Genomic DNA, 26,026 nt, shown 5'->3' with positions numbered 1-26,026 from the left:
GAGCGGCGCCTTTGACCAAATGTCAGAGGCGCCGTTCCTTTATGGTGTTCATGACGAAGCTGGTCTCGATCGAAGCGACGCATTTCAGCCGCGCGATCTTTTCCTTGATGAAGCGCTCGTACTGTTCGAGGCTGCCGGTCACCACCTTCAGCACATAGTCGCGCGCCCCGGTGACGAGGTGGCATTCCAGCACCTCTTCCCACCCGCGGATGGCGTCCTCGAACATGACGATCTCGTCCTCGTTCTGGCGGCTGAGCCGGACGGTGGCGATGGCGACCATGTTCCACCCGAAGGCGGCCGGGTCGACCAGCGTGGTATAGCCCCTGATGATGCCGGCCTCCTCCAGCCGGCGTACCCTCCTCAAACATGGCGACGGCGACAGGCCGATGCGCTCCGCCAGCTCATTGTTGGTGATGCGGGCGTCGGCCTGCAGCTCGCGCAGGATCTTGCGGTCGAAATCGTCGGCTATCTTCTGTTGCACTTTTGCTCTCGCTCGGCAATTTGTTGCCGGAATGCAGCCATGCGAGGCCGAAAATAGCAAGGACTGGTGGACCGGGATCGCATAAATTGCTGGACGAGACTCCTCCAGAACGCAGGAAAAGCCATGACCGCGCCGCGCCCGTCGAAAACCCACATCGGCAACCACAAGCTCCATCCGGAAACGTTGATGTTGAGCTATGGCTTCGATCCGCAACTGTCGGAAGGCGCCGTCAAGCCGCCGGTGTTCCTGACCTCGACCTTCGTGTTCAAATCGGCGGAGGAGGGACGCGACTTCTTCGACTACACATCCGGCCGCAAGGAGCCGCCGAGCGGCACGGCGTCCGGCCTGGTCTATTCGCGCTTCAATCATCCCAACTCGGAGATCGTCGAGGACCGGCTGGCGGTCTATGAGGGAACGGACGCCTGCATCCTGTTCTCGTCGGGCATGTCGGCGATCGCCACGACGCTGCTCGCCTATGCCCGGCCGGGCGATGTCATCCTGCATTCGCAGCCGCTTTACGGCGGCACCGAGACGCTTTTGACGCGCACGCTGTCCGGCTTCGGCATCGGCGCTGTCGGCTTCGCCGACGGCGTCGACGACAAGGCGGTGCGGGCCGCTGCTGATGCAGCGGTGGCGAAGGGGCGTGTCTCGGTCATTCTCATCGAAACGCCGTCGAATCCGACCAACAGCCTGGTCGACATCGCACTGATCCGGAAGTTTGCCGACGAGATCGGCGCAAGCCAAGGATCAACGCCGATCATCGTCTGCGACAACACGCTGCTCGGCCCGGTGTTCCAGCGACCGATCGAACATGGCGCGGATGTCTCCGTCTATTCGCTGACCAAATATGTCGGCGGCCATTCCGACCTGATCGCCGGTGCGGCGATGGGCAGCAAGGCGGTGACCAAGCCGATCAAGGCGCTGCGCGGCGCCATCGGCACGCAACTCGACCCGCATTCCTGCTGGATGCTCGGCCGCTCGCTGGAGACGCTGTCCATCCGCATGGAGCGCGCCAACGACAATGCGCGGCTCGTGGCCGAATTCCTGCGCGATCACGCCAAGGTCGAGAAGGTGCATTACCTGCCGTTCCTGGGCGAGGATACGGCAGCGGGACGGGCCTACAAGGCGCAATGCAGCGGCGCCGGGTCGACATTTTCTTTCGATATCAAAGGCGGAGAGAAGGCGGCCTTCGCATTTCTCAACGGGCTGCAAATATTCAAGCTGGCGGTGAGCCTCGGCGGCACGGAGTCACTCGCCAGCCACCCGGCGGCGATGACGCACTCCGGCATTCCCTTCGACGTGCGCCAGCGCATTGGCGTGCTGGAGACCACGGTCAGGCTGTCGATCGGCGTCGAGCATCCGGACGATCTTATCGCCGACCTGACGCAGGCGCTGGCAGCGGTCTGATAGCTCGCTTGTAGATATCAGGAAAGGGGCGATCGTCTTGGCAGCGTCGGCGGGACAGCACCCCCCTCTGTCCTGCCGGACATCTCCCCCTCAAGGGGGGAGATCAGCAGCTCTGACCATAGCGCCCTGTCTGCAACGCTGCAGATTGGCGAAGGGCGACATGACATCCAATCTCCCCCCTTGAGGGGGAGATGTCCGGCAGGACAGAGGGGGGTGTGACGGAACTCGGCTTTCGCTGCTAACTTCTCAGCTCTTGTCGCGGATCTGCGTCATCGTCCGCGTCGGCGTGATCGCCTCGGGGTCGAGCCTGATTTCGACGATCGCCGGCTTGCCGCTGGCGCGGGCACGCTCGAAGGCAGGGGCAAAATCTGCCGTGTTCTCGACCGTCTCGCCGTGGCCGCCATAGGCGCGGGCAAGAGCGGCAAAGTCAGGGTTCTTCAGATCGGTGGCGACGACACGGCCGGGATAGTCGCGCTCCTGGTGCATGCGGATGGTGCCGTAGATGCCGTTGTTCACGACGATAACGATGATCGGCAGGTCGTATTGCACGGCGGTAGCGAATTCCTGTCCGTTCATCAGGAAGCAGCCGTCGCCGGCAAAGGCGATCACGGTGCGGTCGGGATGGAGCGCCTTGGCGGCGACCGCAGCCGGGGTGCCGTAACCCATCGAACCGGAGGTCGGCGCGCCTTGGGTGGCGAAGCGGCGGAAGCGGTGGAAGCGGTGCACCCAGGTGGCGTAATTGCCGGCGCCGTTGGTGAAAATGGCGTCATCGGGCAAAATCTTTTCCAGATAGTTCATGATCGGCCCCATCTGGACCGGGCCGGGGCCGGTCTCAGGCGGCGTCGACCAGTCGAGGTAGGCAGCGTGTGCTTTCGCTGTCTCATCCGCCCAGGCTGGCGTGGAGGTTGGCTTGCGCTTGGCAAAAGCCTCGACGAAGGCCGAAGGCGAAGCGTTGATCGCCAGGGTCGGCCGGTAGACGCGGCCGAGTTCGCCGGCATCGGCATGGACATGGACCAGCGTCTGGTCGGGGTAAGGGCTCTTCAGCAACGTATAGTCGGAGGACGGCATCTCGCCCATGCGGCCGCCGATCAGCAGCACCAGGTCGGCCTGCTTGATGGCGGTGGCCAGCTTCGGGTTGATGCCGATGCCGACATCGCCGGCATAGTTCGGGTGCAGATGGTCGAACAGCATCTGGCGGCGGAAGGAGCAGCCGACCGGCAGCGACCAGGCCTCGGCAATGGTGCGCATACGTGCCACCGCTTCCTCGTCCCAGCGTGTGCCGCCGAGGATGACGAAGGGACGCTTGGCTTTGGCCAGAAGCTTTTCCAAAGCATCGAGTTCGGCTTCGCCGGGCCGGGTTTCGACCGGCGTGTGCGGCAAGGCCGCGGGCGCGTCGACAAGACTGGTCAGCATGTCCTCCGGCAGCGAGACGACGACGGGGCCGGGGCGGCCCGATGTCGCGACAGCAAAGGCGCGGGTGACGAGTTCGGGGATGCGCGCGGCATCGTCGATCTCCACCACCCATTTGGCGATGTCGCCGAAGAAGCGCTTGTAGTTGACCTCCTGGAAAGCCTCGCGCTCCTTGGCGTGGCTGGCGACCTGGCCGATGAACAGGATGACGGGTATCGAATCCTGCATGGCAATGTGAATGCCGGCCGACGCATTGGTGGCGCCGGGGCCGCGGGTGACGAAGCAGATGCCGGGCTGGCCGGTCAGCCGCCCCTGGCAGTCGGCCATCATGGCGGCGCCGCCTTCCTGTCGGCAGACAATGGTGCGGATGGGCGAGTCATGCAATGCGTCGAGCACCGCGAGATAGGATTCGCCGGGCACGCAGAAGATGCGGTCGGTGCCGTTCGCCTCGAGTGCGTCGACAATCAGTTGTCCACCGGTCTTCATCGTCCAGACTTCTCCAGTTCGGCAAGAATTTCTTCGGTATGTTCGCCAAGGCGTGGCGAAGGGCGTTCATAGACCAGCGGTGTGCCGGACATCACCATCGGCGCGCGCACCGAGGGCAGACGATTGCCATGGCCATCGTCGAGGTCGAGGCGCATGCCGCGTGCGATCGTCTGCGGGTCGGCAAACATCTGGCCGATATTGTTGATCGGGCTCGCCGGCACGCTTGCCGCTTCGAGCTTGGCCAGCAACGGGTCTCGGTCCCAGTTCTTCAGCGTCTCGATCATGTGCTCGCGCAATTTCACCCGGTTGGCGACGCGGGCCGGATTGGTGGCGAAATCGGGATTCGCTGAGAGATGGTCGAGTCCGACGGCGGCGCAGAATTTGGCGAACTGGCCGTCATTGCCGACCGCCAGGATGATATGGCCGTCCCTGACCGGGACAACCTCATAGGGCGCAATGTTCATATGCGCATTGCCCATCTGCACCGGCGCCTTGCCGGAGACGAGATAGTTGAGGTTCTGGTTGCCGAGTGCGGAAATCTGCGTGTCGAACAGCGCCATGTCGATATGCTGTCCCTGGCCGGTCTTTTCGGCATGGCGAAGCGCTGCCTGGATGGCGATCACCGAATAGAGGCCGGTGAAGATGTCCGATATGGCGACGCCGGCTTTTTGCGGCTCGCGCCCGACCTCGCCGGTGATCGACATCATGCCGGCCATGGCCTGGATGATGAAATCATAGCCGGCGCGGGGTGCGTAAGGCCCATCCTGGCCGAAGCCGGTGATCGAGCAGTAGACGAGCTTTGGATTGATCGCCTTCAGGCTCTCGTAATCGAGCCCGTATTTCTTGAGGCCGCCGAGCTTGAAGTTCTCGATCAGAATGTCGGCCGTGGCAACCAGCCGGCGCACCGTCTCGGCCCCTTCGGGCGTCGAGAAATCGACGGCGATGGAGCGCTTGCCGCGATTGCAGGAGTGGTAATAGGCGGCCGACAGGTTCTCGCCATCATGGCTCATGACGAAGGGAGGACCCCATTTGCGGGTATCGTCGCCGCCATCGGGGCTCTCGACCTTGATGACATCGGCGCCGAGATCGGCCAGCAATTGTCCTGCCCACGGGCCGGCCAGGATGCGGGCGAGTTCGACGACGCGGACGCCTTTCAGCGGAGGTTCAGCCATAAATCACCAAAAACGGGTCGGAACCGCAGCCTCTATCAACCCGGGATGCCGCTGTCACGGGCCTTGCGGTGGGCCAGCGATGTCAGCGTTTGAGCACGCTATCGGCCCAGGCAGCGAAATCGTCCATGACGACATCGCGGTTCACCTCGTTCAAGCTTTCGTGGCGGGTGTCGGCGTAAACCTTTGAAACCAGATTCGAAAAGCCCATCGCACGCATGCGCTTGGCGAGATGGTCGATGCCCTTGCCATAGTCGGAGGCCGGATCCTTCTCGCCGCCGACGATGCTGACGGGCAGGTCGCGCCTGATGCCGGCAAAGCCCGCATCCTTGCCGCCTTTCTGCGCCATCTCCACGACATCGCGCCACATCGAGATCGAGGCATCCCAGCCGCACAGCGGGTCGGCAATGTATTTCGCCACTTCTGCCTCGTCGCGCGACAGCCAGTCGAAGAGCGTCTTGTGGCTGGGCACCGCCTTGCCCCAGGCCTGGAAGGTCAGCCTGGGCAAGATGCGTGAGGGGACATCGGAGCCGAGCCTGAAGCGCTCATAAGCGAGGATGGCGAGCGCAAGCCGGCCGAGCAAGCCTTGTGAGAAATTGCCGTTCCAGATCGCCGCGGCGTGGACGCGCGGCGAGTGCGCCAGCAGGTAGTTGAGCGCCACCGACGCACCCATCGAATGGCCGAACAGGATGACCGGCAGGCCGGGCTGCTCCCTTGCGATCAAATCGTGGACGGCATCGACATCGGCGATCACCTTGGCCGGGCCGCCTGTGCCGGCGAACCTGCCGAGCGGGGCATCGGGCGCCTTGGTCGCGCCATGGCCGCGATGGTCGTGGACGTAGACATGAAAGCCGCGGGTGCTGAGGTAATCGGCGAAGCGGGCATAGCGCGCCGCATGTTCGGCCAGGCCGTGATTGACCTGGACTACCGCGCGTGGAGAGCCCCCCGCGTGCTTCACATAGAGGTTGAGCGTGGCCCCGGTCGGAGAGGCCAGCGTCGTCTGCTTGTCAAATGCCATGTCTCGCTCCTCGGCGACTGTTGGGCGACGGCGGGACCGACGTCAAGGGGAGGTCGAAATCAGCCGGGGTCACTATTGACAGCTTGCTGTCAATTTGGTTATATGACAGCATACTGTCAATTGGATCGGAGCATGACCATGAAAACCGTTTCGCGCCGCGCGTTTCTGCTGGCGAGCCTTTCATCCGCAATGCTCCTGCCCGGCATTGCTTCCAGCCAGACCAGGGAGATGACCATGAAGACCTCAACCATTGCCGGCCCGCAGGGCCAGCTTGCCGGCTACGACATCAAATCCGGCGACGGCCTGCCGATCCTGTTCGCGCATGGCGACTGCAGCCGCGCCACACAGTGGAACCGGGTGATGCAGCTCACCGCAGGTGGCCGTGAGGCGGTCGCCTTCGATTTTCGCGGCCATGGCGCATCGGCGCCTGCAGCTGATGCCGACTACGGCTATGACGGCCGTGCCGACGATATTGGTGCGGTGGCCGATGCGTTCGGCCTGAAGCGGTTTGTCCTCGTTGCACATAGCGGCGGCAGTGGGGCCGCGCTCGCCTATGCCGCCGGCCATGCCGACCGTGTTGCCGGCATCCTGCTGGTCGATCCGGCGACCGATCCGCGCGCCCTGCCCAAAGAGATTCGCGACGGGTTCGTGCGCGATCTGGCGGGGCCAAACGGCGGCGATGTCCTGAGCGCTTATTACACCTCGATCGCCGGCTCCAACCCAGATGTCCGCAAACAGGTCATCGCCGATGCGGCGGTGGTCGATCCGGCGGCTCGGGCAGGCGTCGGCAAGGCGCTGGCGGAATGGAATCCCGAACCGACGCTCGACGCCTATCACGGGCCGATCTTCGTGCTGGCCACGGAGGCCAATGACAATGCGGCGGCCCTGTTTCGGCTGCGCAGCGGAATTGGCCACAGAACCGTCGCCGGTTCCGGCCATTGGGTGATGCTTGACAAGCCGGAGGCGGTGGCTGAAGCCGTCAACACTTTCGTTTCCACCATCGAGGCCGGCCAGAAATGACAAGCAGGACCGAAGCCGGAGATGTGCTCACCGAACTGGTGCTTGCCGTGTTCCGGCTGAATGGCGGGTTTCTCGACGCGGCCGACCGGCTGGCGGAGCCTGCCGGGTTGACGGCGGCGCGCTGGCAGGTTCTGGGCGCGGTGCTGAAGGAGCCGAAATCGGTGGCCGACATTGCCCGCCACATGGGGCTTGCCCGCCAGAGCGTGCAGCGCCTTGCCGACATTCTGGCCGCCGAAGGGCTCGCCGCCTATGCGGACAACCCGGCGCACCGCCGCGCCAAGCTCCTGGCGATGACCGATGCGGGCCGGGCCGCGATCAGGGATATCGGCACGCGCCAGCATGTCTGGGCCAACCGCATCAGCGAGGGCATCGAGCCTCGCGTGCTTGAGACCGCGCTTGATCTGCTGCGTATGTTGACGAAGCGGGTCGAGGAGGGCGGGGTCTGATCGACCGAGCGATTGTTTTTTGCGGCGGACGAAAGAAATCGTAATTCTGACATGTCACACGTTTCTAGCTTGCGCTATGAAACGCTAGGAGTGCTGGAATGCGGATATCGGCGATATGGGGTGCGGTGTTGGTGGCGCTGGCCGGTGTCGGCCTAGCGCGCGCCGATGTGAAGATGAGCGGCTCCTTCGTGGCCGATGCTGCCTGTCCAGCAACGCAGGCAATCAAGAGCGGCAAGAACCCCGGCAATATCGCGACAACGGCTGGACAGAGCTACGACCTCCTGGCCGGCAACAAGGATGCGCCGACGCATTACCTCATCCGCGTGCCGGGCGCCGATCCTGAGCGTCGCTGGGTCAAGATCAGCTGCGGTCATGTCACCGGCGGCAGCGCAGCCGCCCAGCCGGCCGCGCCCGCCGATCAGGGCAAGCCTGCGGCGCCGGCTTCAGGAAAACCCGAATATGTTTTCGCGCTGAGCTGGCAGCCGGCCTTCTGCGAAACCAAGTCGAGCAAGCCCGAATGCCAGGCGCAGACGGCGGGCGGCTTCGACGCGTCGCATTTCACATTGCATGGGCTCTGGCCGCAGCCGAACGGCAATTTCTATTGCCAGGTGCCGGCGAGCGACAAGGCCAATGACAATCCGGCCCATTGGGCAGACCTGCCGCCGGTCGATCTCGATGCCGCTACGCGCGCCGAGCTCGACCAGGTTATGCCGGGCACCGCCTCCAAGCTCGAACGGCATGAATGGATCAAGCACGGCACCTGCTACGGCAAGAGCCAGCAGGAGTATTTTGCCGAGGCGCTGAACCTGATGCGGGCGGTGAATGCCTCGCCGGTGCGCGAGCTCTTCACCAGGAATGTCGGCAAGCAGCTGACTTCGGACCAGATCCGCAGCGCCTTCGACAGCGCCTTCGGCGCCGGGTCGGGCGCGCGGGTGCGTGTCTCCTGCCTGGTCGATCCGTCGAGCGGCAGGCGGCTGATCGGCGAGCTGACGCTCGGCCTGACCGGCCCGATCGGCCCCGACAGTTCGCTGAGCACTCTCATGCTCGCCTCGGCGCCGACGACCAAGGCGGGCTGTCCGAAGGGCTCGGTCGATGCGGCCGGGTTCCAGTAGGATATCCGTCTGTCGCTTGGCAGTGACGCGGTGATATGGTCTGGATGTGTTTCATTCGGCGGGGGTGGCGATGAGTGGCATGACATCAGGCGCGCTGGCGCGGCTGGCTTTCTGGGCCAGGGGGATGACCGCCATTAAAGACGGCCGCATGGAATGGCCGGGCTTTTCCTATACCGATGCCGAGTGGGCGCGCATGCGCGTGCTTGCCGCGCCGATCGGGGCAAGCCGCTACCAGCTGTTCACTTGGGTCAATGCCGCGATCTTCATCGCCATTGCCGCGCTCGGCATCGTCTGTGTCTTCCTGCCGCTGGCGACACTTTTGTTTCCGGTGCCGGCCGACACCAGCGCGCTCAAATTCTCGGCTCTGCTGGCGGCGTGTGCCTTCCTCATAATCGGGCTCGGCTTGCCGATCTCCATGCGCCTGTCGAGCGCGTTGGCCATCTCTCGGGAGATGCGCGCCGGTCTTGTCGGCGAAGCCGGTGACGAAGCGCTGGCAGCAAAAGTGTCTTGGCAGATCAACCGCATCATGCTGGTCATGTGCGGCCTGCTGGTGCCCGGCATTCTGTTGTTCATCGCTTATGACATCGATGCCAGTCCGATCATCACCGTGCTGAAATGGCTGGCCATCGCGCTGATAGCCGTTTCAGTTGCGGTCGGCGCGTTGCAGCAGCGCAAGCGGAGCTGACAGCCTTATCCGCTGACGCCACGCGTGGGCAATGTCCACGCAGTTAGGTCTTCGGCATCGTCATGCGCTTCGCCGACGACGCGGTCACGCCCGGTGGACTTGGCCCTGTAGAGACGCTCGTCGGCAAGGGCGAAGAGATCGGCAAGCGAGCCTACGGTCTCATCGACAGTGGCGATGCCGGCGCTGACGCTGATGTCGAACCGGTTTACGCACGCTTTGACGGCCTGGCGGAGGTTTTCTCCGAGCAACCTGGCGACCGCATGCGGCTGCGAGCAAAGGATGGCGAACTCCTCGCCGCCGATCCTGAAAACCTGATCGTGTGCGCCGGCCGCCTGGGTCAGCACCTGGGCGATCGATCTCAGCACCCTGTCGCCCTCGGCATGGCCGAAGCGATCGTTGATCGACTTGAAATGGTCGACGTCGACGATCAGCAGGCTGAGCGGTTGGGCCGTGCGCAGGCTGACGGCAACCAGACGTTCGCCGTCGCTGTCAAAGCGTCCCCTGTGCAACAGGCCGGTGAGGCCGTCGCGGCCGACATGTTCGACCAGGGCTTCGTAGCGCTCGCGATAGGTCAAGGTGTCGAAGACGTCGGACAGCCCGCGCGGTGCCACGACCTGACGCGTTTCGAACCATCTGAGGTAGGCGACAAGCATGGCGCTGTAGGCAAAAGCGGCACCCATCTTCGCGAACCAGCCGCCGAAGAAGACCGCGATCGGTGCGCCGGCGACGAAATGCAGGGCGGTGAAAAATCCGGCCTGGTCGAAGGTGAGCACGCAGGCGACGCAAATCAGGATGCGGGAGAACGGCGCCTTGCGCAGATAACGCCCGAGCTTTTCGTAAAGCAGGATGATCAGGATGGCGTCGATGAAGAGCAGCGTCGTGCCCCATACCATCAACCAGCCCATCTGGTCGATGAAGCCGATATCGGGAAGCTTGCCGTCGGAAAGAGCTGAAATATCGTGCAGGCGCAGGATCAGGACCAGCCCGATCATCAAGGCGTTGCCGAGCAGCAGGCCATAGATCGGCTGGCGCACCGTGGCCGCATCTTCCTTCATGTAGAGCAGAAGCAGCATCACCAGCTTGCCGGAGAACAGCACCGCCGAGCCTGGCGAGACCATGCCGAAGGGCAGGGCGACATAGAAGACGCTGGCGAGATAGGTTTCGAGGAAATGCATGGCGCCCAGCGCGCAGACGAAGACGCCGAGGCCGATGCGATCCCTGAAGCGGAACAGCGTGACCATGACGCTGAAGTAGACGACCGCTTCGGCAAGGAGCAGGAAACTGTTCAGCACTACCTTCGGTCCGATCTTTACTTTCGATCGCGACAGGCCAGCGATCAATCCTGTTTTGACGCTGAAGGGTTAACCGGGGATTTCAACGCTCCCTACAACCGGCGGAAAACTTAACGTGCGGTGTACACCCGGCTTGAAATGGCAAAAGCGATTGCCGTTCGGCCCGGCATCGCCTACATAGCGGCCAACCTCCATTCAATCCGACATTTCGGTCAATCATCAAGGAAAGCGCGCGTGGCACGCCAGTTCATCTATCACATGGCCGGCCTCAACAAGGCCTATGGCACCAAGAAGGTGCTTGAGAATGTCCATCTCTCCTTCTATCCCGACGCCAAGATCGGCATCCTCGGCCCCAACGGCTCGGGTAAGTCGACGATCCTCAAGATCATGGCCGGGCTCGACAAGGAGTGGAACGGCGAAGCCTGGCTCGCCGAAGGCGCCACCGTCGGCTATCTCGCGCAGGAGCCGGCGCTCGATGCCAACAAGACGGTGTTCGAGAACATCATGGAAGGTGTCGCCGCCAAGACCGCCATCATCGAGCGCTACAACGAATTGATGATGAACTACTCCGACGAGACGGCTGACGAGTCGGCCAAGCTCCAGGACGAGATGGACCGGCTCAATTTGTGGGATCTCGAACAGCAGGTCGAGATGGCGATGGAAGCGCTGGGCTGCCCGCCCAAGGATTCCGAGGTCACCAAGCTTTCGGGCGGTGAGCGCCGCCGCGTCGCGCTCTGCCAGCTGCTGCTGCGTCAGCCCGACCTCTTGCTGCTCGACGAACCGACCAACCATCTCGACGCCGAAACCACGGCGTGGCTCGAAAAGCATCTGCGCGCCTATCCGGGCGCCGTGATGATCATCACCCACGATCGCTACTTCCTCGACAATGTCACGGGATGGATCCTCGAGCTCGATCGCGGCCGCGGCATTCCCTATGAGGGCAACTACACCAAATACCTCGAAGCCAAGGCCAAGCGCCTCAAGCAGGAAGGTCGCGAGGACGACGCCCGCCAGCGCGCCATCGGCCGCGAGCGCGAGTGGATCCAGTCCAGCCCGAAAGCCCGCCAGACCAAGTCCAAGGCGCGTATCCAGGCGTTCCAGGAGCTGCTGGATGCAGCCGACAAGCGGCGTCCGAGCGATACGCAGATCGTCATTCCGCATGGCGAGCGGCTCGGCAATGTGGTGATCGAGGCGGAAGGCTTGTCGAAGGGCTTTGGCGACACGCTGTTGATCGAAGGCCTGGAATTCAAGCTGCCGCCAGGCGGCATCGTCGGCGTCATCGGCCCGAACGGCGCCGGCAAGACGACGCTGTTCCGCATGATCACCGGCCAGGAAACGCCGGATGCCGGCTCTGTCCGCATCGGCGAAACGGTGAAGCTCGGCTATGTCGATCAGAGCCGCGATGCGCTCGATCCGTCAAAGACCGTCTGGGAAGAAATCTCGGGCGGCGCCGAAGTGGTCAAGCTCGGCAAGTTCGAAGCCAACACCCGCGCCTATTGCGCATCGTTCAACTTCCGTGGCGGCGACCAGCAGCAGAAGGTCGGCAACCTCTCCGGCGGCCAGCGCAACCGCGTGCATCTGGCAAAAATGCTGAAGACCGGCGGCAATGTGCTGCTGCTCGACGAACCGACCAACGATCTCGACACCGAAACGCTGGCGGCGCTCGAAGACGCACTGGAAAATTTTGGTGGCTGCGCGGTCATCATCTCGCACGATCGTATGTTCCTCGACCGCCTGGCCACCCACATCCTCGCCTTCGAGGGCGACAGCCATGTCGAATGGTTCGAGGGCAATTTCGAGGACTACGAGCAGGACAAGATCCGTCGTCTCGGCCCCGAAGCCGTCAACCCGCACAGGATGACCTACAAGAGGCTGACGCGGTAAGGGAGCAACCGGGGCGGCGAATTTCTCAACTGATACGAGGAAAGCTTGAATGACCGACTGGTCCGCCGCCCAATATCTGAAATTCGAGGATGAGCGGACGCGGCCCGCGCGCGATCTTGTTGCGCAGGTGCCGGTGGATTTCCCGCGCCGGGTGGTCGACATCGGCTGCGGCCCGGGTAATTCGACCGAGCTGCTGGTCGAGCGCTGGCCGGGCGCTGAGGTGAGCGGCTTCGACACCTCTCCCGACATGATCGAGAAGGCGAAGGCGCGCCTGCCCAGCGTCAATTTCGACCTCGCCGATGCCTCGACATGGCGGCCGGCCGAGCCGGTCAACGTCATCTTCGCCAACGCGGTATTCCAGTGGCTGCCCACCCATCCCGCTGTGTTTCAGCGGCTGATGGGCTTTCTCGCCCCCGGTGGCGCGCTCGCCGTCCAGATGCCCGACAATCTGCTTGAGCCGTCGCATCAGGTGATGCGCGAGACGGCCGCCGAAATGCCGTTCGCCGCCAAGATGGCAGGTGCTGCGCGCGGACCGCTGCCGGCGGTGTCGTTCTATTATGATCTCTTGTCGCCGCTCTCCGACCGGGTGGATATCTGGCATACGGCCTACAATCATCCACTGACCGACGCCGAGGCGATCGTCGAATGGGTGAAGTCGACGGGGCTGAAGCCTTTCCTCGATCCGCTGGACGCCGGCGAGCGCAAGATCTTCCTCGACAGCTACACGGCCAAAATTGCCAAGGCCTATCCGAAGACCGCAAACGGCAAGGTGCTGCTGCGCTTCCCGCGCATTTTCATCGTCGCCAAGCGGGCCGGCTAGCACTCCCGATGACATCCGGCCACAGCCTATGGTTTAAGCCGGCGTAAACCGGTGGGGTGAGAAAAGTGTTGTGTCGCGCCCCTTCGTCGTTCACATGAGAACGACAACGCCTGCGCATGGACGGACTGGATATGCATCGCGTCATCATCAGCGGCATTGGCGTTGAAATCCCTGAAGCCAAGATCACCAATGAAGAACTGGTCGCCAGCTTCAATGCCTGGGTCGACACCGAGAATGCGCGCCGGCAAGGCACGGATGAGACGCTGCTGCAGAAATCCGACAGCGCCTTCATCGTCCATGCCTCGGGCGTCCAGACCCGCCATGTGATCGAGCGCGAAGGCATTCTCGATCCGACCCGCATGGCGCCGCGCATTCCGGCGCGGCCCGATGATGCGCTGTCGCTGCAGGCCGAGTTTGGAGTGGCCGCGGCCCGGAAGGCGCTCGACCATGCCGGCCTGAAGCCGTCCGACATCGACCTGGTGATCTGCTCGGCCTCGCACCAGCAACGGCCCTATCCGGCGATCGCTATCGAAATGCAGGAGGCGCTGGGCACCAAGGGCGCCGGCTTCGACATGGGGCTTGGTTGTTCATCGGCCGCGGCCGCCTTGCACATTGCGGCCAATCTCGTGCGGGCGGGTGCGCACAAGCGCGTGCTGGTGGTCACGCCGGAGATCATCACCGGCCATCTCAATTTCCGCGACCGGCAGACGCATTTCATCTTCGGCGATGCATCGGTGGCGATGGTGGTCGAGGGGCTGGGCGAGGGCGAGAGGCGGCCGGGGCGTTTCGAGGTGCTGGACACGCGCACCTGGACGCAGATGTCGAACAATATCCGCACCAATCTGGGCTATCACACCCGCACCGCCCAGGACGATCCTTACATGATCAACCTCGAAGGCAATCTGATCAAACAGGTCGGCAACAAGGTGTTCAAGGAAGTCACCGTCGCCGGCCACAAATTCATTGTCGAATTCCTCGCCGAGCACGGGCTGACGCCGCAAGCCATCAGGCGATTCTGGCTGCATCAGGCCAATGCGCGAATGAACGCCATGATCCTGAAACTGGCCTTCGGCCACGAGGTCGACCATGACCGCGCGCCGATGGTGCTGGAGCGGCTCGGCAACACCGCCGGCGCTGGCGCCATCATCGCGCTGTCGGAAAACCACGCCGACATGAAGCCCGGCGATTTCGGCGTGCTGTGCGCCTTCGGCGCCGGCTATTCGATCGGCGGCGCGCTTTTGCGGATGCTGTAATCAGGCCGGCATGAACGGCACCAGCATCGGTACGCTGCGGGCATAATCGTCATAGGCGTTGCCGAGTTCTCCGCGCAGAAAGCGTTCCTCCAGCCTTGCCTTCATGACGATGCCGATGGTGAGAAGAATCGCGCCGGCGATGCCCCAGACCGTGCCTTTGGCCGCCATTGTGGCAAGCATCGCCAGAAGCAGTCCGGTATAGATCGGGTGGCGGACCATTCTGTAGGGACCGGTGTCGACGACACGGTGCTCGGCCTTGGCCGTCACCGAAGCCGACCAGAGACGGCCGAGATGCAACCGCGCCCACCAGGCGAACAACAGGCCAACGGCAACAAGCCCTGCGCAGATCCACGCTTCGGCAAGGGTCGGAAACCAGAATCGCAGCCGGCCGGCATAGCCATGCGCGGGAATGAACAGCAGCACCGCGCCGAACAACCACAAAGCGCGATAGCGAAGCTCCTCCTGGATGCCGGCACGCTTTTTCGCCGGGTCGGCCCAGAAGGCGGCTAGAAACCAGGACACGACCCAGATCAGCCAAAGCAGCGCGATTGCAGTCCCGGGACGCATGGAAACCTCCGCAGACTTGTCTCACCATGAGGCCGGTGCAGCACGGCTGCAATGCGGCGCAGTACGATAGGATATGCGATCCGCGGTAAGAAGATCGTGATCGGCTGCCATCAGCCCGCTTGATCGGATCATCATTGCTTTGGACTGGACCGGGCTCATGGCTATCGCTAATGCGATCTTGCACAAGGAGTAAGCCATGCTGGATCTTTTCCCTGAGGCTCCGATCGAGATCATTTCAGCGCGAAAACTCGTAGCCAGGGTGACGGCGCTCTACGCCGCACCGTCGAATCACTTTCAGACGCGCCCAGTGGAAGCATTGCAGCTCGGTTTCGAAGGCATCGACGGCGACTTCCACGCCGGCGCCACCCGTCGTTCGGGCGGTCGCGAACCCTGGTATCCGCGCGGCACCGAAATCCGCAACGAGCGGCAGATATCAATCGTAGCAGCGGATGAACTCGCCGTCGTTGCCGAGCGGATGGGGCTGGCCGAGATCAAGCCGGAATGGATCGGCGCCAATCTGTTGATCGAAGGCGTGCCGCATCTCTCGATGCTGCCGTCAGGCACGCTGCTGTTCTTTAGAAGTGGCGTGACGATCAAGGTCGATGCGCAGAACGGGCCTTGCCGGCTTGCTGGACGTTCGATCGCCGAAAACGCCGAGATGGCCGATCGGGAGGCCGGCGCGCTGGCCTTCCCGAAGGCGGCGAAACGGCTGCGCGGCCTCGTTGCTTGGGTCGAGAAACCGGGTCGTATGACAACAGGGGAAGAGATCTCGGTGCGCGTGCCCGAGCAGTGGATTTATCGATCCTAGTACCGGGCTAGGGCACGGGCTGCACCGCCGGGGCGACGCAGCCGGATTTCAAGACGCGCTCAGGCCGCCTTGCGGTTCTTCTTGGCGCCCTGCGCCTCGACGGAAACGTGGTCCCACTTTTCCCACAGCGCGATGCGGTTGGCGTATTCCTGCTTGATCATCGGTAGGCCGCCATCGCCGAAGAAGACGCGCAGCGGCGGCTCGGCCGCGTCGACGTTTTCAAGCATCGCCGGTCCGGTGGCCTTGGGGTCGCCGGCGACCGAGTTGGCGCGGCGTTCCGCCATCTTGGCACGGGCCGGCGCGTAAGCCTCGATCGCTTTGGAGACCTTGGCCGAAGCGCCGGACCAATCGGTGGAGAAGCCGCCCGGCTCGACAAGCGTCACATGGATGCCGAATTCGGCGACCTCGATGCTGAGCGACTGGCTGAAGGCTTCGAGCGCCCATTTCGAGGCATGGTAAAGGCCGAGCGAGGCAAAGGCGTTGACGCCGCCGATCGACGAGATCTGGATGATATGGCCGGAGCCCTGCGCCCGCATGATCGGCAAAGCCGCCTGGGTGACCCAGAGCGCGCCGAACACATTGGTCTCGATCTGGTCGCGGGCTTCCTGTTCGCTGACTTCCTCGATGGCGCCGAAATGGCCATAGCCGGCATTGTTGATGACGACGTCGAGCCGGCCAAAGCGCTTGTGCGCCTCGGCGATGGCCGCATCGACAGCCTTCTTGTCGGTGACGTCGAGCTTGATCGCGGCGACATTATCGCCGTATTTCGCGACGAGATCGGCGAGCGTGCCGGCATCGCGCGCGGTTGCGGCGACACGGTCGCCGCGAGCGAGTGCGGCCTCGGCCCAGACTCGGCCAAAGCCTTTCGACGATCCGGTGATGAACCAAACCTTGCTTGTCATGACGTGGAATCCTTGCCCATGCGGGCCGTGAACTGGGAAGCGGAGGCTTCTCCGCTTCCGCGATATACGGTGCGTCGAGCGATTTTCCAGAGGCGAGGGGGAATCTTTTTGGTCACGTCATCGTGTGGAGCAGGACCTTCGCCGGTCAGGGATAGCGCACCGGGCTCGACCAGGCCGGGTCGTCATGCTTTTGCCAGTAGAGCGCCATCAAGCGCTTTGTGATCCCGCCTATCTTGCCGTCGGCGACAGCAGCGCCGTCGATCACTGTCACCGGCATGATGCCGCCGGCGGTGGAAGTGATGAAGACTTCGTCGGCAGCCTTCAGCGCGGCAACGCTGACGTCGACGGCCGTGGTGGGAAGCGCTGCCTCGGCGCAGAGGTCGAAGACGGTGCGCCTGGTGATGCCGGGCAGCACGCCGGCGGCTGGCGTCGACAGCCTGCCGTCCTTGACGCAGAACACGTTGAAGCCGGGGCCTTCGGCGACATTGCCGTTGAAGTCGAGAATCAATGCGGTTTCGGCCCCACGGTCATAAGCGTCGTAGAGGCCGCGCACGAGGTCGAGCCAGTGGTAGTTCTTGATCGCCGGATCGATCGAGACCGGCGGAATGCGCACCTTGTCGCTAATGGCGACATGCAGGCCGCGCCGCAACTGCTCGGCATTGGCGACCGAGCCGAAGGGAACTGCGAAGGCCATGAAGCGGTTGACCGCCTGGCGCGGATCGCGGCTGAAGGTCGGCGAGGCGCCGCGTGTGCACAGCATTTCGACATAGGCGGCGCGATGGCCCGACAGCGCCACGCAATTGTGCAGAATCTCGGCCACACCATCGCGGTCGGACGGGATCGTCATGCGCAGTTTTTGCAAGCCGGCGAAGAAGCGGTCGAGATGCAGGTCGAGTCGGAAGAAGCTCCCGTCCCAGACATGCACGGTGTCGTAGGTGGCGTCGGAATGCAGAAAGCCCCAATCCAGCACCGAGATCTTGGCTTGCGACATCGGCAGATACTGACCATCGAGAAAGGCGATGCCGTCGGGATAGGAATGCGGATCGATATGGCGATCCGACAAAGCCGGCAATGGCACAATGCTACCGGCTGCTGCGCTTCGGTTCATGGCGATTGGTCCCTTCGGCTTGATGCGGCAGATTCAAGCTAGTGGTCCCCTGCAGGCGGCATAGGGCCACCCAACCATCGCTGTTTGTCCTAGGTAGCACATTCGATATGCCCTATGGTCCGGCTTGAAAATATCCGGCCGGGAGGGGCAAAATGGGCAGATCTTTTCGGACCATCAGCTTTGCAATTTTCCTCGTCTTCGTCACTGGCCATGCCTTCGCGCAATGCGCTCGCGAGGGCGAGGCGCTGTGCCAGAACGGCCAGACCTATCGTTGCGAGAAGACGGGCAGCGAGCTGACGCCGATCTTTCAGAACGTGCCTTGCGTGGTCAACGCGGCGGGGCTCAACGGCGTCTGGACCGGCAGCGGTCATCAAAGTCCGGCCGGTGCTGCCGGCGCCGATTGGGCGATCGCAATGACAATCGGCGATGGCGCCGCGTCGATCGACTATCCGTCGCTCGGCTGCGGCGGATCGTTGACCCAGATTTCTCGCGACGACAGTTCGGCGGAATACCGGGAAAACATCAGCTACGGCCAGGACAAGTGCATCGACGGTGGCGGCATCACCGTCCGATTTTTCAAAGGGAACCTGTCCTGGACCTGGGTTGGCCAGGCCGACGGCCAGCCCTACAATGCGGTTGCCGTATTGAAGCGACGGTAGCTGAAGTTATTCCTCTTCGTCCTCTGCATCGAGCAGGCGCGTGGCGCGCCAACGGGTCAGCACCATGTTTGTTTGCTCGATGACGAAGAACCGCGCCGAGTCGCGGTCATAGCCCTCGGCCAGCAGCTTTTCATAGTCGGTATGGCCGTGCCTGATATGGGCGATCGTCGCCAGCCAGACCGCGATGCCCGGCGGCAGCGTCTTCATGTGCACGGCGCCGGCCTCGGTGCGGATTTTCTCCATATCGGCATAGGGCGCCAGGGGCAGCAGTGCGGTCAGCGCCTTGGCGATGGCGCGGCGGCGGCCGGTGGGCGCGCTCATTTTTCGTCACGCCCGGCAATGGTCGCCTCGGGAAAGGCGTCGGTCGAGGCGAAATAGGGCTTGATGTCGATCACCGGGGTGCCGTCGAGCACATCGATGGCGTCGATGGCGATGCGGCCGTGGTCGATGTCGACGGCGATCAGGCCGGCGATATGCAGCCCGACTGGGTTCGGCCGGGCAGGGGAGCGCAGCGAGAAAACGCCTTTCGGCTCAGCCGCATGGCGGGGTCTCTGGACAATCAGTGCCCGCGGCGCGTGATGCAGCCAGGACAGGATGACGATGTGGCTGGCCCGCTCCAGCGCAAGCAGGCCGTCGCGATAGGGTGGGTCGATGAGAACGGTGGCCGCCTGTCCTGTCTCGCGCGCCGCGCGCATGTTCTTCGGGCAGGTTTGCCTGGATGTCCACGGCGAGGCGATGCGGCCGATGAACACGATATGGCCATCCGCCGGCATGTCAGCCGGGTCGGTCTGCAGGAGCTTTTCGCCGTCGCGCGTCTCGAACATGGCTTTCGCCCTAGCACAAGTTTCCAGCCGATCGTCAGGGAAAAGCGGTTCTCTCAGGCGGGGACCATGTGTGCGGCATTTTCTTGTCAGGAAGCGACATAGGCCTTGCCATGTCGTCAAAGCTGACATAAACATATGTTTATATCTTTTTCAACGAGAACGCGCCGATGCATGTTTCGCTCGATACGATGGTGGATACGTTGAAGGCTGCGGCCGAATCGAGCCGGCTGCGCATCCTGGCGCTGCTGTCGCGCGGCGATCTCACCGTGTCCGACCTCACCGAGATCCTCAGCCAGTCGCAACCGCGGGTGTCGCGGCATTTGAAGCTGCTGCTGGAGGCCGGGTTGATCGGCCGCTACCAGGAGGGCTCCTGGGCCTTCTTCCGGCTGTCGGATACGGATTCCGCGCGCGACTTCGTCATGGGGCTGGTCTCTGGCATTCGCGGCGACGATCCACAGGTCGAGCGCGATCTCGAGCGGTTGGCATCGGTCAAGCGCAAGCGCCAGGACCGTGCCGCCGAGTATTTCTCCGAGAACGCCGCCAGCTGGGATCACATCCGCTCGCTGCATGTGCCGGACCGCGCGGTGGAAGCCGCACTCCTCAAGCTGGTCGGCAAGCGGCCATTCCAGTCGATGCTAGACCTCGGCACCGGTACCGGGCGGCTGCTGGAGATATTTTCGCCGCTCTACCGGCGCGGTGTCGGCATCGACATGTCGCGCGAAATGCTGACGGTGGCGCGGGCCAATCTCGACAAGGCAGGCATCGCCAATGCCCAGGTCCGCCAAGGCGACATTTTCGCGCCGCCGGTCGAGCGCGACGCCTTCGACCTCGTCACCATCCATCAGGTGCTGCACTATCTGGACGATCCCGCCCGCGCCATCCGCGAGGCGGCAAGGCTGCTGCGCCCGTCGGGCCGGCTGGTGATCGTCGATTTCGCGCCGCATGCACTGGAATTCCTGCGCGACCAGCATGCGCATGTCAGGCTGGGCTTTTCCGACCGCCAGATCTCCGAATGGTTTGCCGATGCCGGGCTCGATCTCGAGGATGCCCAGGAATTCGAGCCGCGCGGCGGCAACGAAGCCAGGCTCACCGTCAAGCTGTGGCTCGGCCGCGACCGCCGCATGCTGATCGCCGAGCCTTCAAATGACACCCAACCCACCAAAGCGTACCCTATGGGGGAAATCGCCTGATGAACCAGTTCCGCTTTTCCCGCCGTCCCGACATTGGCGACAAGGTCCGCGTCTCCTTCGAGTTCTTCCCGCCGAAGACCGACGAGATGGAAGCCAGGCTCTGGGACACCGTCACCAGGCTGGAGCCGCTGAAGCCGAGATTCGTCTCGGTGACCTATGGCGCCGGCGGTTCGACGCGTGAGCGCACGGCCCGCACGATCAAGCGCATCCTGAACGAGACGACGCTGACGCCGGCGGCGCACATGACCTGCGTCGACGCCGCCCGCCATGAGGTCGACGCCGTCGTCCGCGAATTCGCCGACATGGGCGTGAAGCGCTTCGTTGCGTTGCGCGGCGATCCGGCGGCGGGTGTCGGTACGGCCTACCGGCCGCATCCCGATGGCTATGCCAATGGCGCCGAACTTGTCGGAGCGCTGAAGGACGCCGGCGATTTCGACATCTCGGTCTCGGCCTATCCCGAAAAGCATCCGGAAAGCCCCGACTTCGCCACCGACTTCGACATGCTGAAGCGCAAGGCGGATAATGGCGCGACGCGGGCGATCACCCAGTTCTTCTTCGACAACGATCTCTACGAGCGTTATGTCGAGAAGGCGCGCCGTGCCGGCATCTACATCCCGATCGTGCCTGGCATCCTGCCGGTGCACAATTTCACCCAGGTCGCCAATTTCTCGGCGCGCTGCGGCGCGCTGGTGCCGGCATGGCTGGCCGAGCGTTTCGAAGGGCTGCACAACGATCCGCAGACGCATGCGCTCGTGGCGTCTGCCGTGGCGGCCGAGCAGGTGCTCGATCTCGTCGAGCGCGGCGTCAGCGACTTCCATTTCTACACCATGAACCGGGCCGACCTGGTGTTTGCCATCTGCCATATGATCGGCATCCGCTCCCATGAAACAGAGGCAGCTGGATCCGCCGCCGCCTGAGCTTCATCGTGGTATGAAATCTGAAATGCAAAAGGCCGGGCGAAACACCCGGCCTTTCGAATTTGTGGGCTATTGCTGCTGTTCTTCCGCTCCGGCGGTTACGGAAGAACACCTATGATAAGGGCGCCAATGAAGGCAAATGCAGCACAGATCATCAATGCGTTGATTGGCCTCGTAAGTCCCATGTCATAGTCTCCTCTTCAAGAGCTATGGGTGGAGTCTAGGGGCATTTGTGCCACAGGCAAGCGGAAAATATGCTGCAATGCGACGCGATTGTGGAATTTGCGACCTGCCACCTGTCGTTAAGCCTTGAAACTCTTCGGCAAAAGCCGCTGGCAGCCTGTGAATAAATTGTGACGCGGCCGTGGCGAAAGCGAGGCATGGCAGCGCTACCAGACCTAAAGCGCGTCGTTGTTCCAAAACCGCTGCGCACTTTTGGTCGACAGGCATTAGCGCCGACCAAACAACCGCCCGTCGATCGTCACCAGGCCAAGCGCGATCAGTGCCATACCGCAGAACTCGAACAGAGCGAGCCGCTCGCCGAGGAACAGGAGGCCGAGCAGGATGGCGCTGGCCGGGACGATGAGGGTGACCAGCGAGGCGTTGGTGGCGCCGGCCGAGGCGACGAGGTTGAAATAGAGGATGTAGGCGAAGGCGGTGGAGAGCAGCGCCAGCGCCAGCACCGCCGTCCAGACCGGCGGCGAGGCCGAGAACAGGCCGGCCGGGCCATAGGTGAGCAGCACCACCGGGATCATGATGATGGTCGACGCCGTCAATTGTCCGGTGGCGATGACCGGCGAGGGCACGCCCTTGAAGCGGCGGGCAATCATCAGCGCGACGGCGTATGACAGCGAGGCGCCGATCAGCGCGAATTTCGCCCAGACCGGGCCGCCGAGCCCGGCCAGCAGGCCGGGGCCGATCATGACAGCGGTGCCGGCGATGCCGAGCCCGATGCCGGCAAGCTTGTTCCAGGAGAGCTTTTCGTCCGCTGTCAGCGCGTTGGCGAGAATCAGCGTCCAGAACGGCGTCGTCGCATTGAGCACCGAGGCGACGCCGGCGCCAAGCGCGGTCTGGCCGGCAAAGATCAGTGAGAACGGGACGACATTGTTGGGCGAGCGCCAAAAGGAAAAACAGGCCGGCATGCGGGAAGGCGAGGCGGAAGGACGGACCGCGAATGCCGAGATAGAGCTGCAGTGCAATGGCCGCAATGGCAACGCGAAACAGAACCAGCACCAGCGGGTGCATTTCGGCAACGGCGATGCGCGCAAAGAAGAACGAGCCGCCCCAGATGGCGCCGAGCAGCAGAAGCTGTCCCCAGTCCCTCAGCGTCATCGGTCCGCGCTGCACGGCTGTCGTGGCTATTGCCATCGTGAACGTCCTTCCCCGCGGCATCAATGCCAGCCACTCAGGCAGAAGGCATATCGGGTCCGGCGACAAGAGCCACCCGAAACCTGATTGCTGGCAACAGTGCTGCCAGGAGGGTGCGCCGCTGGGTCAGTGCCCGCCAGACACAGAATTGTTTTCTTTGGCCGCTAGCTTGGATTAATTGTGCGCAGCCGAGAAGTCAGGGGATTCGTCCATGCAGCGATTCGAGAATGCCCGCGAGGCGGCGCTGGCGCTTCGGCCGGACGATCCGGTCTACTGCTTTCGCCCGCAGGTGCTGAAGGCGGATGCCAAACAGTTCATGGGCATGTTTCCCGGCAAGACCGCCTACGCAGTCAAGACCAATGGCGAGCAGATCGTGCTGAAGGCGCTGGTCGAAGCCGGCGTCACCGCCTTCGATGTGGCCTCGCCCGGCGAGTTCGCCGCCGTGCGCGCCGTCTCACCCGACGCCGAGATGCTCTACATGCATCCGGTCAAGGCGCAGTCGGACATCAAGCTTGCGCTGGAAAAATACGCCATCCGCGTCATTTCGCTCGACCATGAGGACGAGATCACCAAGCTGACGCGGGTGGTGCGGGCGCTTGACATCGATCCGGGCTCCATCAGCGTGTTCGTGCGCATCCAGACCAAGGGCTCGGCGGCCTATGAACTGTCAAAGAAATTCGGCGCCGGGCCGGCCTATGCTGTGGAACTCGCCGAGCGACTCAACCGCACCGGCTACAAGGTCGGCCTGTGCTTCCATGTCGGCAGCCAGATCGAGGATCCCGACACCTATGAGCGGGCGCTGGCCTCCGCCGATTGGGTGCGCAACCGGCTGACCTTCGACATTGCGGGGCTCGATGTCGGCGGCGGCTTTCCCGCCGAGTACGGCCATGACCCCAATCGCAAGCAGATCGAGATGCCGTCGCTCGGCCAGATCATGTCGCGGCTGTCGGGCGACCTGAGGGAATACCAGTTCGACCAGATCCCGTTGGTGGCCGAGCCCGGCCGGGTGATCGTGGCGCGCTGCCTGTCGCTGATCGTGCGGGTGCTGCTGCGCAAGGGCAAGCGGCTCTACATCAATGACGGCATCTGGGCGTCGCTGTCGGATTCTTGGACTGGCAAGATCACACTGCCGGCCCGCTTCATCCCCGATCCGGCGATCCGTTCGCGCAATGGCGAGGAGAAGAACATCGTGCCCTTCAAGGTCTGCGGCGCGACCTGCGATTCCGTCGACATCCTGTCGCGGCCGTTCTGGCTGCCGGAAACCGTCGACACCGGCGACTGGATCGAGATCGGCCATATCGGCGCCTATTCGCTGTCGCTGAGAACCCGCTTCAACGGTTTTTATCCCGACACATTTGTCGAGGTGACGACGCCGTTTGACGAAGGCGATGCGCCGCAGGGATTCGCCAGCCTGGAGACGATGGCGGACTAAGCGACCCCGCCACCGGCCTGGATATTCTCGCCGGTCAGCCAGCGGGCCTCGTCGCTGGCCAGGAAGACCGCGACATCGGCAACGTCGCGGGGCGCGCCGATCCTGCCAAATGGAGACATGCCGGCCGCCACGGCGCGATCGCGCTCGGGAAGCAGGTCCGTGTCGGTGAAGCCAGGCGACAGCGCATTCACCGTGATGCCGCGCGGTCCGAGTTCACGCGAGAGCACACGGACGAATTGTTCGACGGCGCCCTTGCTGCCGAGATACAGCGCCGTTTGCGTGAAGAACATCTTGGTGCCGCCGGTGGAGACCGCGATGATGCGGCCGCCGTTTCGCACACGGCGCGCTGCTTCCTGAAGCACGAAGAACGTGCCCTTGGCATTGGTGCCGAAGACATGGTCGAAATCGGCTTCGGTTGCCTCGGTCAGAGGCTTGATGACGGCGACGCCGACATTGGCAACCACGATGTCGACCGCGCCGAACTCACTCTCAGCCTCGTCAAACAGGCGATGAATATCCGAGACGCTTGATATGTCGGCCTGGACGGCGATCGCCTTTCCTCCCTTGCCGGCGATGGCGGCCACGACCTCGTCAGCGGCTTCGTGGTTGCCGACATAGTTGACGACGACGGCAGCGCCCTTGGAGGCGAGTCCTTCGGCGATGGCTCGCCCAATGCCGCGCGAACTGCCGGTGACGAGTGCGGTTTTGCCTTGCAAGGACTTGGGCATGATACGTTTCCTTCAATCATTCAGGCCCGTGCCGGTTTCATCTGACGGGTCCGCTAGTCGAGAAATAGGGCCCTGCAACTGATCAGATAATGGCCTATTATCTGACTAGCTTGTTAATCTAGGGATACACAATGCGCGGTTCTGAATTCACCGAGTTCAAGGCATTCGCCGCAATCGTGGAAGAGCGTAGTTTCGTCCGCGCCGCCGCCCGGCTGCGTGTTTCCCCGCCGGCGCTCAGCCAGTCGATCCGGCAACTGGAGGCTCGCATCGGCGTCAGGTTGCTGAATTGGACGACGCGTAGTGTTTCACCCACTGGTGCTGGCGAGACGCTGTTTGCGCGCCTTGCCGTTGCGTTCGAAGAGCTGGAGGGCGCCGTAGCGGACATTCATGCCGCGCGTGATCGGCCGGCGGGTTCGCTACGAATAAACGTGCCGCGTGTTGCCGCGGTGCGGTTCATCGGCCCGATCCTTGGCGACTTCCAACGCGCCTATCCTGATATCGCGCTGACCGTCATCGTCGACGATACCCTGACCGATATCGTCGAGGGCCGGTTCGACGCCGGGATCCGTCTCGGCGAGCGGCTGCAGAAGGACATGGTGGCGGTCAAGCTCAGCGACGATTTGCAGATGGCGGCGGTGGCCGCCCCGGCCTACCTTGAGGGCCGCGCAACTCCCCGTCATCCCCAGGATCTGCACCAGCACCAATGCATCAACTTCCAATGGCCGGGCGGCGGCAACCTCTACCGGTGGGAGTTTTCTCGCGGCAAGCGGGTTTTGGAAATTGCTGTTCAGGGCAGCCTGACTGTCAACGACACCGAGCTGATGCTGAAGGCGGCGCTGGGTGGAGCAGGCGTCGCCTACATGATCGACTATCAGGTCCAGTCGTGGATCGATGCGGGCAGGCTGATGAGATTTCTAGAGCCCTGGTCGCCCAGCTTTCCAGGCTTCTTCCTGTATCACCCGAGTTCGAGGCACGTCCCCCCGGCTTTGCGGGCATTTGTCGACTTCGTCCGGGCAAGGAGTAGGGAATAGGGAATTCGG

At 63.3% G+C, this 26,026-nt stretch carries 25 protein-coding genes and 1 pseudogene; 14 read left to right on the top strand and 12 right to left on the bottom strand.

The annotated features are described in order from the left end of the window. Positions 1-22: 22 nt before the first annotated feature. Positions 23-481, bottom strand: coding sequence for an Lrp/AsnC family transcriptional regulator (locus AC3EMP_RS25825; protein ID WP_023668224.1), 459 nt, complete (start codon positions 479-481; stop codon positions 23-25). Between the two features lie 123 nt (positions 482-604). On the opposite strand from AC3EMP_RS25825, the gene AC3EMP_RS25820 reads away from it, so the two are divergent. Beyond that, positions 605-1,888, top strand: a complete 1,284-nt coding sequence (locus AC3EMP_RS25820) for a cystathionine gamma-synthase family protein (RefSeq protein ID WP_023668225.1) — start codon at positions 605-607, stop codon at positions 1,886-1,888. Between the two features lie 246 nt (positions 1,889-2,134). On the opposite strand, the gene AC3EMP_RS25815 is transcribed toward AC3EMP_RS25820, so the two are convergent. The 3 genes from AC3EMP_RS25815 to AC3EMP_RS25805 form a co-directional block, all read right to left on the bottom strand. Beyond that, complete coding sequence (locus tag AC3EMP_RS25815; protein WP_023714796.1) at positions 2,135-3,784, bottom strand: thiamine pyrophosphate-binding protein; 1,650 nt, start codon at positions 3,782-3,784, stop codon at positions 2,135-2,137. Continuing rightward, entirely contained in the window at positions 3,781-4,956 is a 1,176-nt protein-coding gene (locus AC3EMP_RS25810) for a CaiB/BaiF CoA transferase family protein (RefSeq protein WP_023668227.1), read from the bottom strand. The genes AC3EMP_RS25815 and AC3EMP_RS25810 overlap by 4 nt, the downstream gene beginning before the upstream one ends. A gap of 82 nt (positions 4,957-5,038) precedes the next feature. Further along, on the bottom strand, positions 5,039-5,971 hold the full coding sequence (locus tag AC3EMP_RS25805) for an alpha/beta fold hydrolase (protein WP_023733090.1): 933 nt from the start codon (positions 5,969-5,971) through the stop codon (positions 5,039-5,041). Between the two features lie 132 nt (positions 5,972-6,103). On the opposite strand from AC3EMP_RS25805, the gene AC3EMP_RS25800 reads away from it, so the two are divergent. The 4 genes from AC3EMP_RS25800 (at position 6,104) to AC3EMP_RS25785 (ending at position 9,234) form a co-directional block, all read left to right on the top strand. Next, entirely contained in the window at positions 6,104-6,991 is an 888-nt protein-coding gene (locus AC3EMP_RS25800) for an alpha/beta fold hydrolase (protein WP_050485893.1), read from the top strand. Continuing rightward, a complete protein-coding gene (locus tag AC3EMP_RS25795; RefSeq protein WP_023714791.1) occupies positions 6,988-7,437 on the top strand; it encodes a MarR family winged helix-turn-helix transcriptional regulator in 450 nt (149 codons plus the stop codon). The genes AC3EMP_RS25800 and AC3EMP_RS25795 overlap by 4 nt, the downstream gene beginning before the upstream one ends. A gap of 98 nt (positions 7,438-7,535) precedes the next feature. Continuing rightward, a complete protein-coding gene (locus tag AC3EMP_RS25790) occupies positions 7,536-8,549 on the top strand; it encodes a ribonuclease T2 family protein (protein WP_023714790.1) in 1,014 nt (337 codons plus the stop codon). A gap of 70 nt (positions 8,550-8,619) precedes the next feature. Next, positions 8,620-9,234, top strand: a complete 615-nt coding sequence (locus AC3EMP_RS25785) for a hypothetical protein (protein WP_031194875.1) — start codon at positions 8,620-8,622, stop codon at positions 9,232-9,234. Positions 9,235-9,239: 5 nt separating this feature from the next. Here the strand turns inward: AC3EMP_RS25785 and AC3EMP_RS25780 are convergent, their stop codons facing one another. After that, complete coding sequence (locus AC3EMP_RS25780) at positions 9,240-10,526, bottom strand: GGDEF domain-containing protein (protein WP_352595291.1); 1,287 nt, start codon at positions 10,524-10,526, stop codon at positions 9,240-9,242. 234 nt (positions 10,527-10,760) lie between these two features. Here AC3EMP_RS25780 and ettA point away from each other — a divergent pair, with 234 nt between their 5' ends. From ettA to AC3EMP_RS25765, 3 genes are all read left to right on the top strand, one after another. Further along, complete coding sequence (ettA, locus tag AC3EMP_RS25775) at positions 10,761-12,410, top strand: energy-dependent translational throttle protein EttA (RefSeq protein WP_023725379.1); 1,650 nt, start codon at positions 10,761-10,763, stop codon at positions 12,408-12,410. Between the two features lie 49 nt (positions 12,411-12,459). Further along, entirely contained in the window at positions 12,460-13,230 is a 771-nt protein-coding gene (gene tam, locus AC3EMP_RS25770) for a trans-aconitate 2-methyltransferase (protein WP_023712413.1), read from the top strand. 131 nt (positions 13,231-13,361) lie between these two features. Beyond that, complete coding sequence (locus tag AC3EMP_RS25765) at positions 13,362-14,483, top strand: beta-ketoacyl-ACP synthase III (RefSeq protein WP_023668239.1); 1,122 nt, start codon at positions 13,362-13,364, stop codon at positions 14,481-14,483. Here AC3EMP_RS25765 and AC3EMP_RS25760 read toward each other — a convergent pair whose 3' ends face one another. Next, positions 14,484-15,050 (bottom strand): methyltransferase family protein, encoded by a 567-nt coding sequence (locus tag AC3EMP_RS25760; RefSeq protein ID WP_023697037.1) that lies wholly within the window; start codon positions 15,048-15,050, stop codon positions 14,484-14,486. It abuts the gene before it with no gap. Positions 15,051-15,246: 196 nt separating this feature from the next. Between AC3EMP_RS25760 and AC3EMP_RS25755 the strand changes: the two genes are divergently transcribed. Beyond that, on the top strand, positions 15,247-15,858 hold the full coding sequence (locus AC3EMP_RS25755; protein WP_023697036.1) for an MOSC domain-containing protein: 612 nt from the start codon (positions 15,247-15,249) through the stop codon (positions 15,856-15,858). A 59-nt stretch (positions 15,859-15,917) separates the two neighbouring features. On the opposite strand, the gene AC3EMP_RS25750 is transcribed toward AC3EMP_RS25755, so the two are convergent. Then, a complete protein-coding gene (locus AC3EMP_RS25750; RefSeq protein ID WP_352710958.1) occupies positions 15,918-16,760 on the bottom strand; it encodes an SDR family oxidoreductase in 843 nt (280 codons plus the stop codon). Between the two features lie 145 nt (positions 16,761-16,905). Beyond that, positions 16,906-17,868, bottom strand: a complete 963-nt coding sequence (locus tag AC3EMP_RS25745; protein WP_023668243.1) for a D-amino acid aminotransferase — start codon at positions 17,866-17,868, stop codon at positions 16,906-16,908. A gap of 152 nt (positions 17,869-18,020) precedes the next feature. Between AC3EMP_RS25745 and AC3EMP_RS25740 the strand changes: the two genes are divergently transcribed. Further along, entirely contained in the window at positions 18,021-18,527 is a 507-nt protein-coding gene (locus AC3EMP_RS25740; RefSeq protein ID WP_023682159.1) for a hypothetical protein, read from the top strand. A 6-nt stretch (positions 18,528-18,533) separates the two neighbouring features. On the opposite strand, the gene AC3EMP_RS25735 is transcribed toward AC3EMP_RS25740, so the two are convergent. Both AC3EMP_RS25735 and tsaA read right to left on the bottom strand, forming a co-directional pair. Further along, positions 18,534-18,848, bottom strand: coding sequence for a DUF2293 domain-containing protein (locus AC3EMP_RS25735; RefSeq protein ID WP_023668245.1), 315 nt, complete (start codon positions 18,846-18,848; stop codon positions 18,534-18,536). Beyond that, the gene (gene tsaA / locus AC3EMP_RS25730) at positions 18,845-19,351 is read right to left on the bottom strand and encodes a tRNA (N6-threonylcarbamoyladenosine(37)-N6)-methyltransferase TrmO (RefSeq protein WP_027050634.1); all 507 of its coding nucleotides are present in this window, start codon (positions 19,349-19,351) and stop codon (positions 18,845-18,847) included. The genes AC3EMP_RS25735 and tsaA overlap by 4 nt, the downstream gene beginning before the upstream one ends. 167 nt (positions 19,352-19,518) lie before the next feature. Here tsaA and AC3EMP_RS25725 point away from each other — a divergent pair, with 167 nt between their 5' ends. Together AC3EMP_RS25725 and metF are read left to right on the top strand one after the other, a co-directional pair. Beyond that, complete coding sequence (locus AC3EMP_RS25725) at positions 19,519-20,541, top strand: ArsR/SmtB family transcription factor (RefSeq protein ID WP_352710962.1); 1,023 nt, start codon at positions 19,519-19,521, stop codon at positions 20,539-20,541. Then, positions 20,541-21,458, top strand: a complete 918-nt coding sequence (metF, locus tag AC3EMP_RS25720) for a methylenetetrahydrofolate reductase [NAD(P)H] (RefSeq protein ID WP_023682156.1) — start codon at positions 20,541-20,543, stop codon at positions 21,456-21,458. Before AC3EMP_RS25725 ends, metF begins: the two co-directional genes overlap by 1 nt. Positions 21,459-21,907: 449 nt before the next feature. On the opposite strand, the pseudogene AC3EMP_RS25715 reads toward metF, so the two are convergent. Next, a pseudogene (locus tag AC3EMP_RS25715) lies at positions 21,908-22,826 on the bottom strand (DMT family transporter). A gap of 211 nt (positions 22,827-23,037) precedes the next feature. Between AC3EMP_RS25715 and AC3EMP_RS25710 the strand changes: the two are divergent. Then, on the top strand, positions 23,038-24,258 hold the full coding sequence (locus AC3EMP_RS25710; RefSeq protein WP_023668250.1) for an alanine racemase: 1,221 nt from the start codon (positions 23,038-23,040) through the stop codon (positions 24,256-24,258). Here the strand turns inward: AC3EMP_RS25710 and AC3EMP_RS25705 are convergent. Next, entirely contained in the window at positions 24,255-24,986 is a 732-nt protein-coding gene (locus tag AC3EMP_RS25705; protein ID WP_352595297.1) for an SDR family oxidoreductase, read from the bottom strand. The genes AC3EMP_RS25710 and AC3EMP_RS25705 overlap by 4 nt on opposite strands. A gap of 131 nt (positions 24,987-25,117) precedes the next feature. Between AC3EMP_RS25705 and AC3EMP_RS25700 the strand changes: the two genes are divergently transcribed. After that, the gene (locus tag AC3EMP_RS25700; protein ID WP_488494692.1) at positions 25,118-26,017 is read left to right on the top strand and encodes a LysR family transcriptional regulator; all 900 of its coding nucleotides are present in this window, start codon (positions 25,118-25,120) and stop codon (positions 26,015-26,017) included. Positions 26,018-26,026: the final 9 nt, after the last annotated feature.

The organism is Mesorhizobium sp. P160219, from assembly GCF_057786095.1.
This window is presented reverse-complemented; position numbering and strand designations above follow the sequence as displayed.

Excerpts from the sequence above, each read along its gene's own strand:
- AC3EMP_RS25820 (WP_023668225.1), top strand. The coding sequence starts at position 605 with ATGACCGCGCCGCGCCCGTCGAAAACCCACATCGGCAACCACAAGCTC.
- AC3EMP_RS25815 (WP_023714796.1), bottom strand. The coding sequence starts at position 3,784 with ATGAAGACCGGTGGACAACTGATTGTCGACGCACTCGAGGCGAACGGC.
- AC3EMP_RS25810 (WP_023668227.1), bottom strand. The coding sequence starts at position 4,956 with ATGGCTGAACCTCCGCTGAAAGGCGTCCGCGTCGTCGAACTCGCCCGC.
- AC3EMP_RS25805 (WP_023733090.1), bottom strand. The coding sequence starts at position 5,971 with ATGGCATTTGACAAGCAGACGACGCTGGCCTCTCCGACCGGGGCCACG.
- AC3EMP_RS25800 (WP_050485893.1), top strand. The coding sequence starts at position 6,104 with ATGACCATGAAAACCGTTTCGCGCCGCGCGTTTCTGCTGGCGAGCCTT.
- AC3EMP_RS25795 (WP_023714791.1), top strand. The coding sequence starts at position 6,988 with ATGACAAGCAGGACCGAAGCCGGAGATGTGCTCACCGAACTGGTGCTT.
- AC3EMP_RS25790 (WP_023714790.1), top strand. The coding sequence starts at position 7,536 with ATGCGGATATCGGCGATATGGGGTGCGGTGTTGGTGGCGCTGGCCGGT.
- AC3EMP_RS25785 (WP_031194875.1), top strand. The coding sequence starts at position 8,620 with ATGAGTGGCATGACATCAGGCGCGCTGGCGCGGCTGGCTTTCTGGGCC.
- tam (WP_023712413.1), top strand. The coding sequence starts at position 12,460 with ATGACCGACTGGTCCGCCGCCCAATATCTGAAATTCGAGGATGAGCGG.
- AC3EMP_RS25765 (WP_023668239.1), top strand. The coding sequence starts at position 13,362 with ATGCATCGCGTCATCATCAGCGGCATTGGCGTTGAAATCCCTGAAGCC.
- AC3EMP_RS25760 (WP_023697037.1), bottom strand. The coding sequence starts at position 15,050 with ATGCGTCCCGGGACTGCAATCGCGCTGCTTTGGCTGATCTGGGTCGTG.
- AC3EMP_RS25755 (WP_023697036.1), top strand. The coding sequence starts at position 15,247 with ATGCTGGATCTTTTCCCTGAGGCTCCGATCGAGATCATTTCAGCGCGA.
- AC3EMP_RS25750 (WP_352710958.1), bottom strand. The coding sequence starts at position 16,760 with ATGACAAGCAAGGTTTGGTTCATCACCGGATCGTCGAAAGGCTTTGGC.
- AC3EMP_RS25745 (WP_023668243.1), bottom strand. The coding sequence starts at position 17,868 with ATGAACCGAAGCGCAGCAGCCGGTAGCATTGTGCCATTGCCGGCTTTG.
- AC3EMP_RS25740 (WP_023682159.1), top strand. The coding sequence starts at position 18,021 with ATGGGCAGATCTTTTCGGACCATCAGCTTTGCAATTTTCCTCGTCTTC.
- AC3EMP_RS25735 (WP_023668245.1), bottom strand. The coding sequence starts at position 18,848 with ATGAGCGCGCCCACCGGCCGCCGCCGCGCCATCGCCAAGGCGCTGACC.
- tsaA (WP_027050634.1), bottom strand. The coding sequence starts at position 19,351 with ATGTTCGAGACGCGCGACGGCGAAAAGCTCCTGCAGACCGACCCGGCT.
- AC3EMP_RS25725 (WP_352710962.1), top strand. The coding sequence starts at position 19,519 with ATGCATGTTTCGCTCGATACGATGGTGGATACGTTGAAGGCTGCGGCC.
- metF (WP_023682156.1), top strand. The coding sequence starts at position 20,541 with ATGAACCAGTTCCGCTTTTCCCGCCGTCCCGACATTGGCGACAAGGTC.
- AC3EMP_RS25710 (WP_023668250.1), top strand. The coding sequence starts at position 23,038 with ATGCAGCGATTCGAGAATGCCCGCGAGGCGGCGCTGGCGCTTCGGCCG.
- AC3EMP_RS25705 (WP_352595297.1), bottom strand. The coding sequence starts at position 24,986 with ATGCCCAAGTCCTTGCAAGGCAAAACCGCACTCGTCACCGGCAGTTCG.
- AC3EMP_RS25700 (WP_488494692.1), top strand. The coding sequence starts at position 25,118 with ATGCGCGGTTCTGAATTCACCGAGTTCAAGGCATTCGCCGCAATCGTG.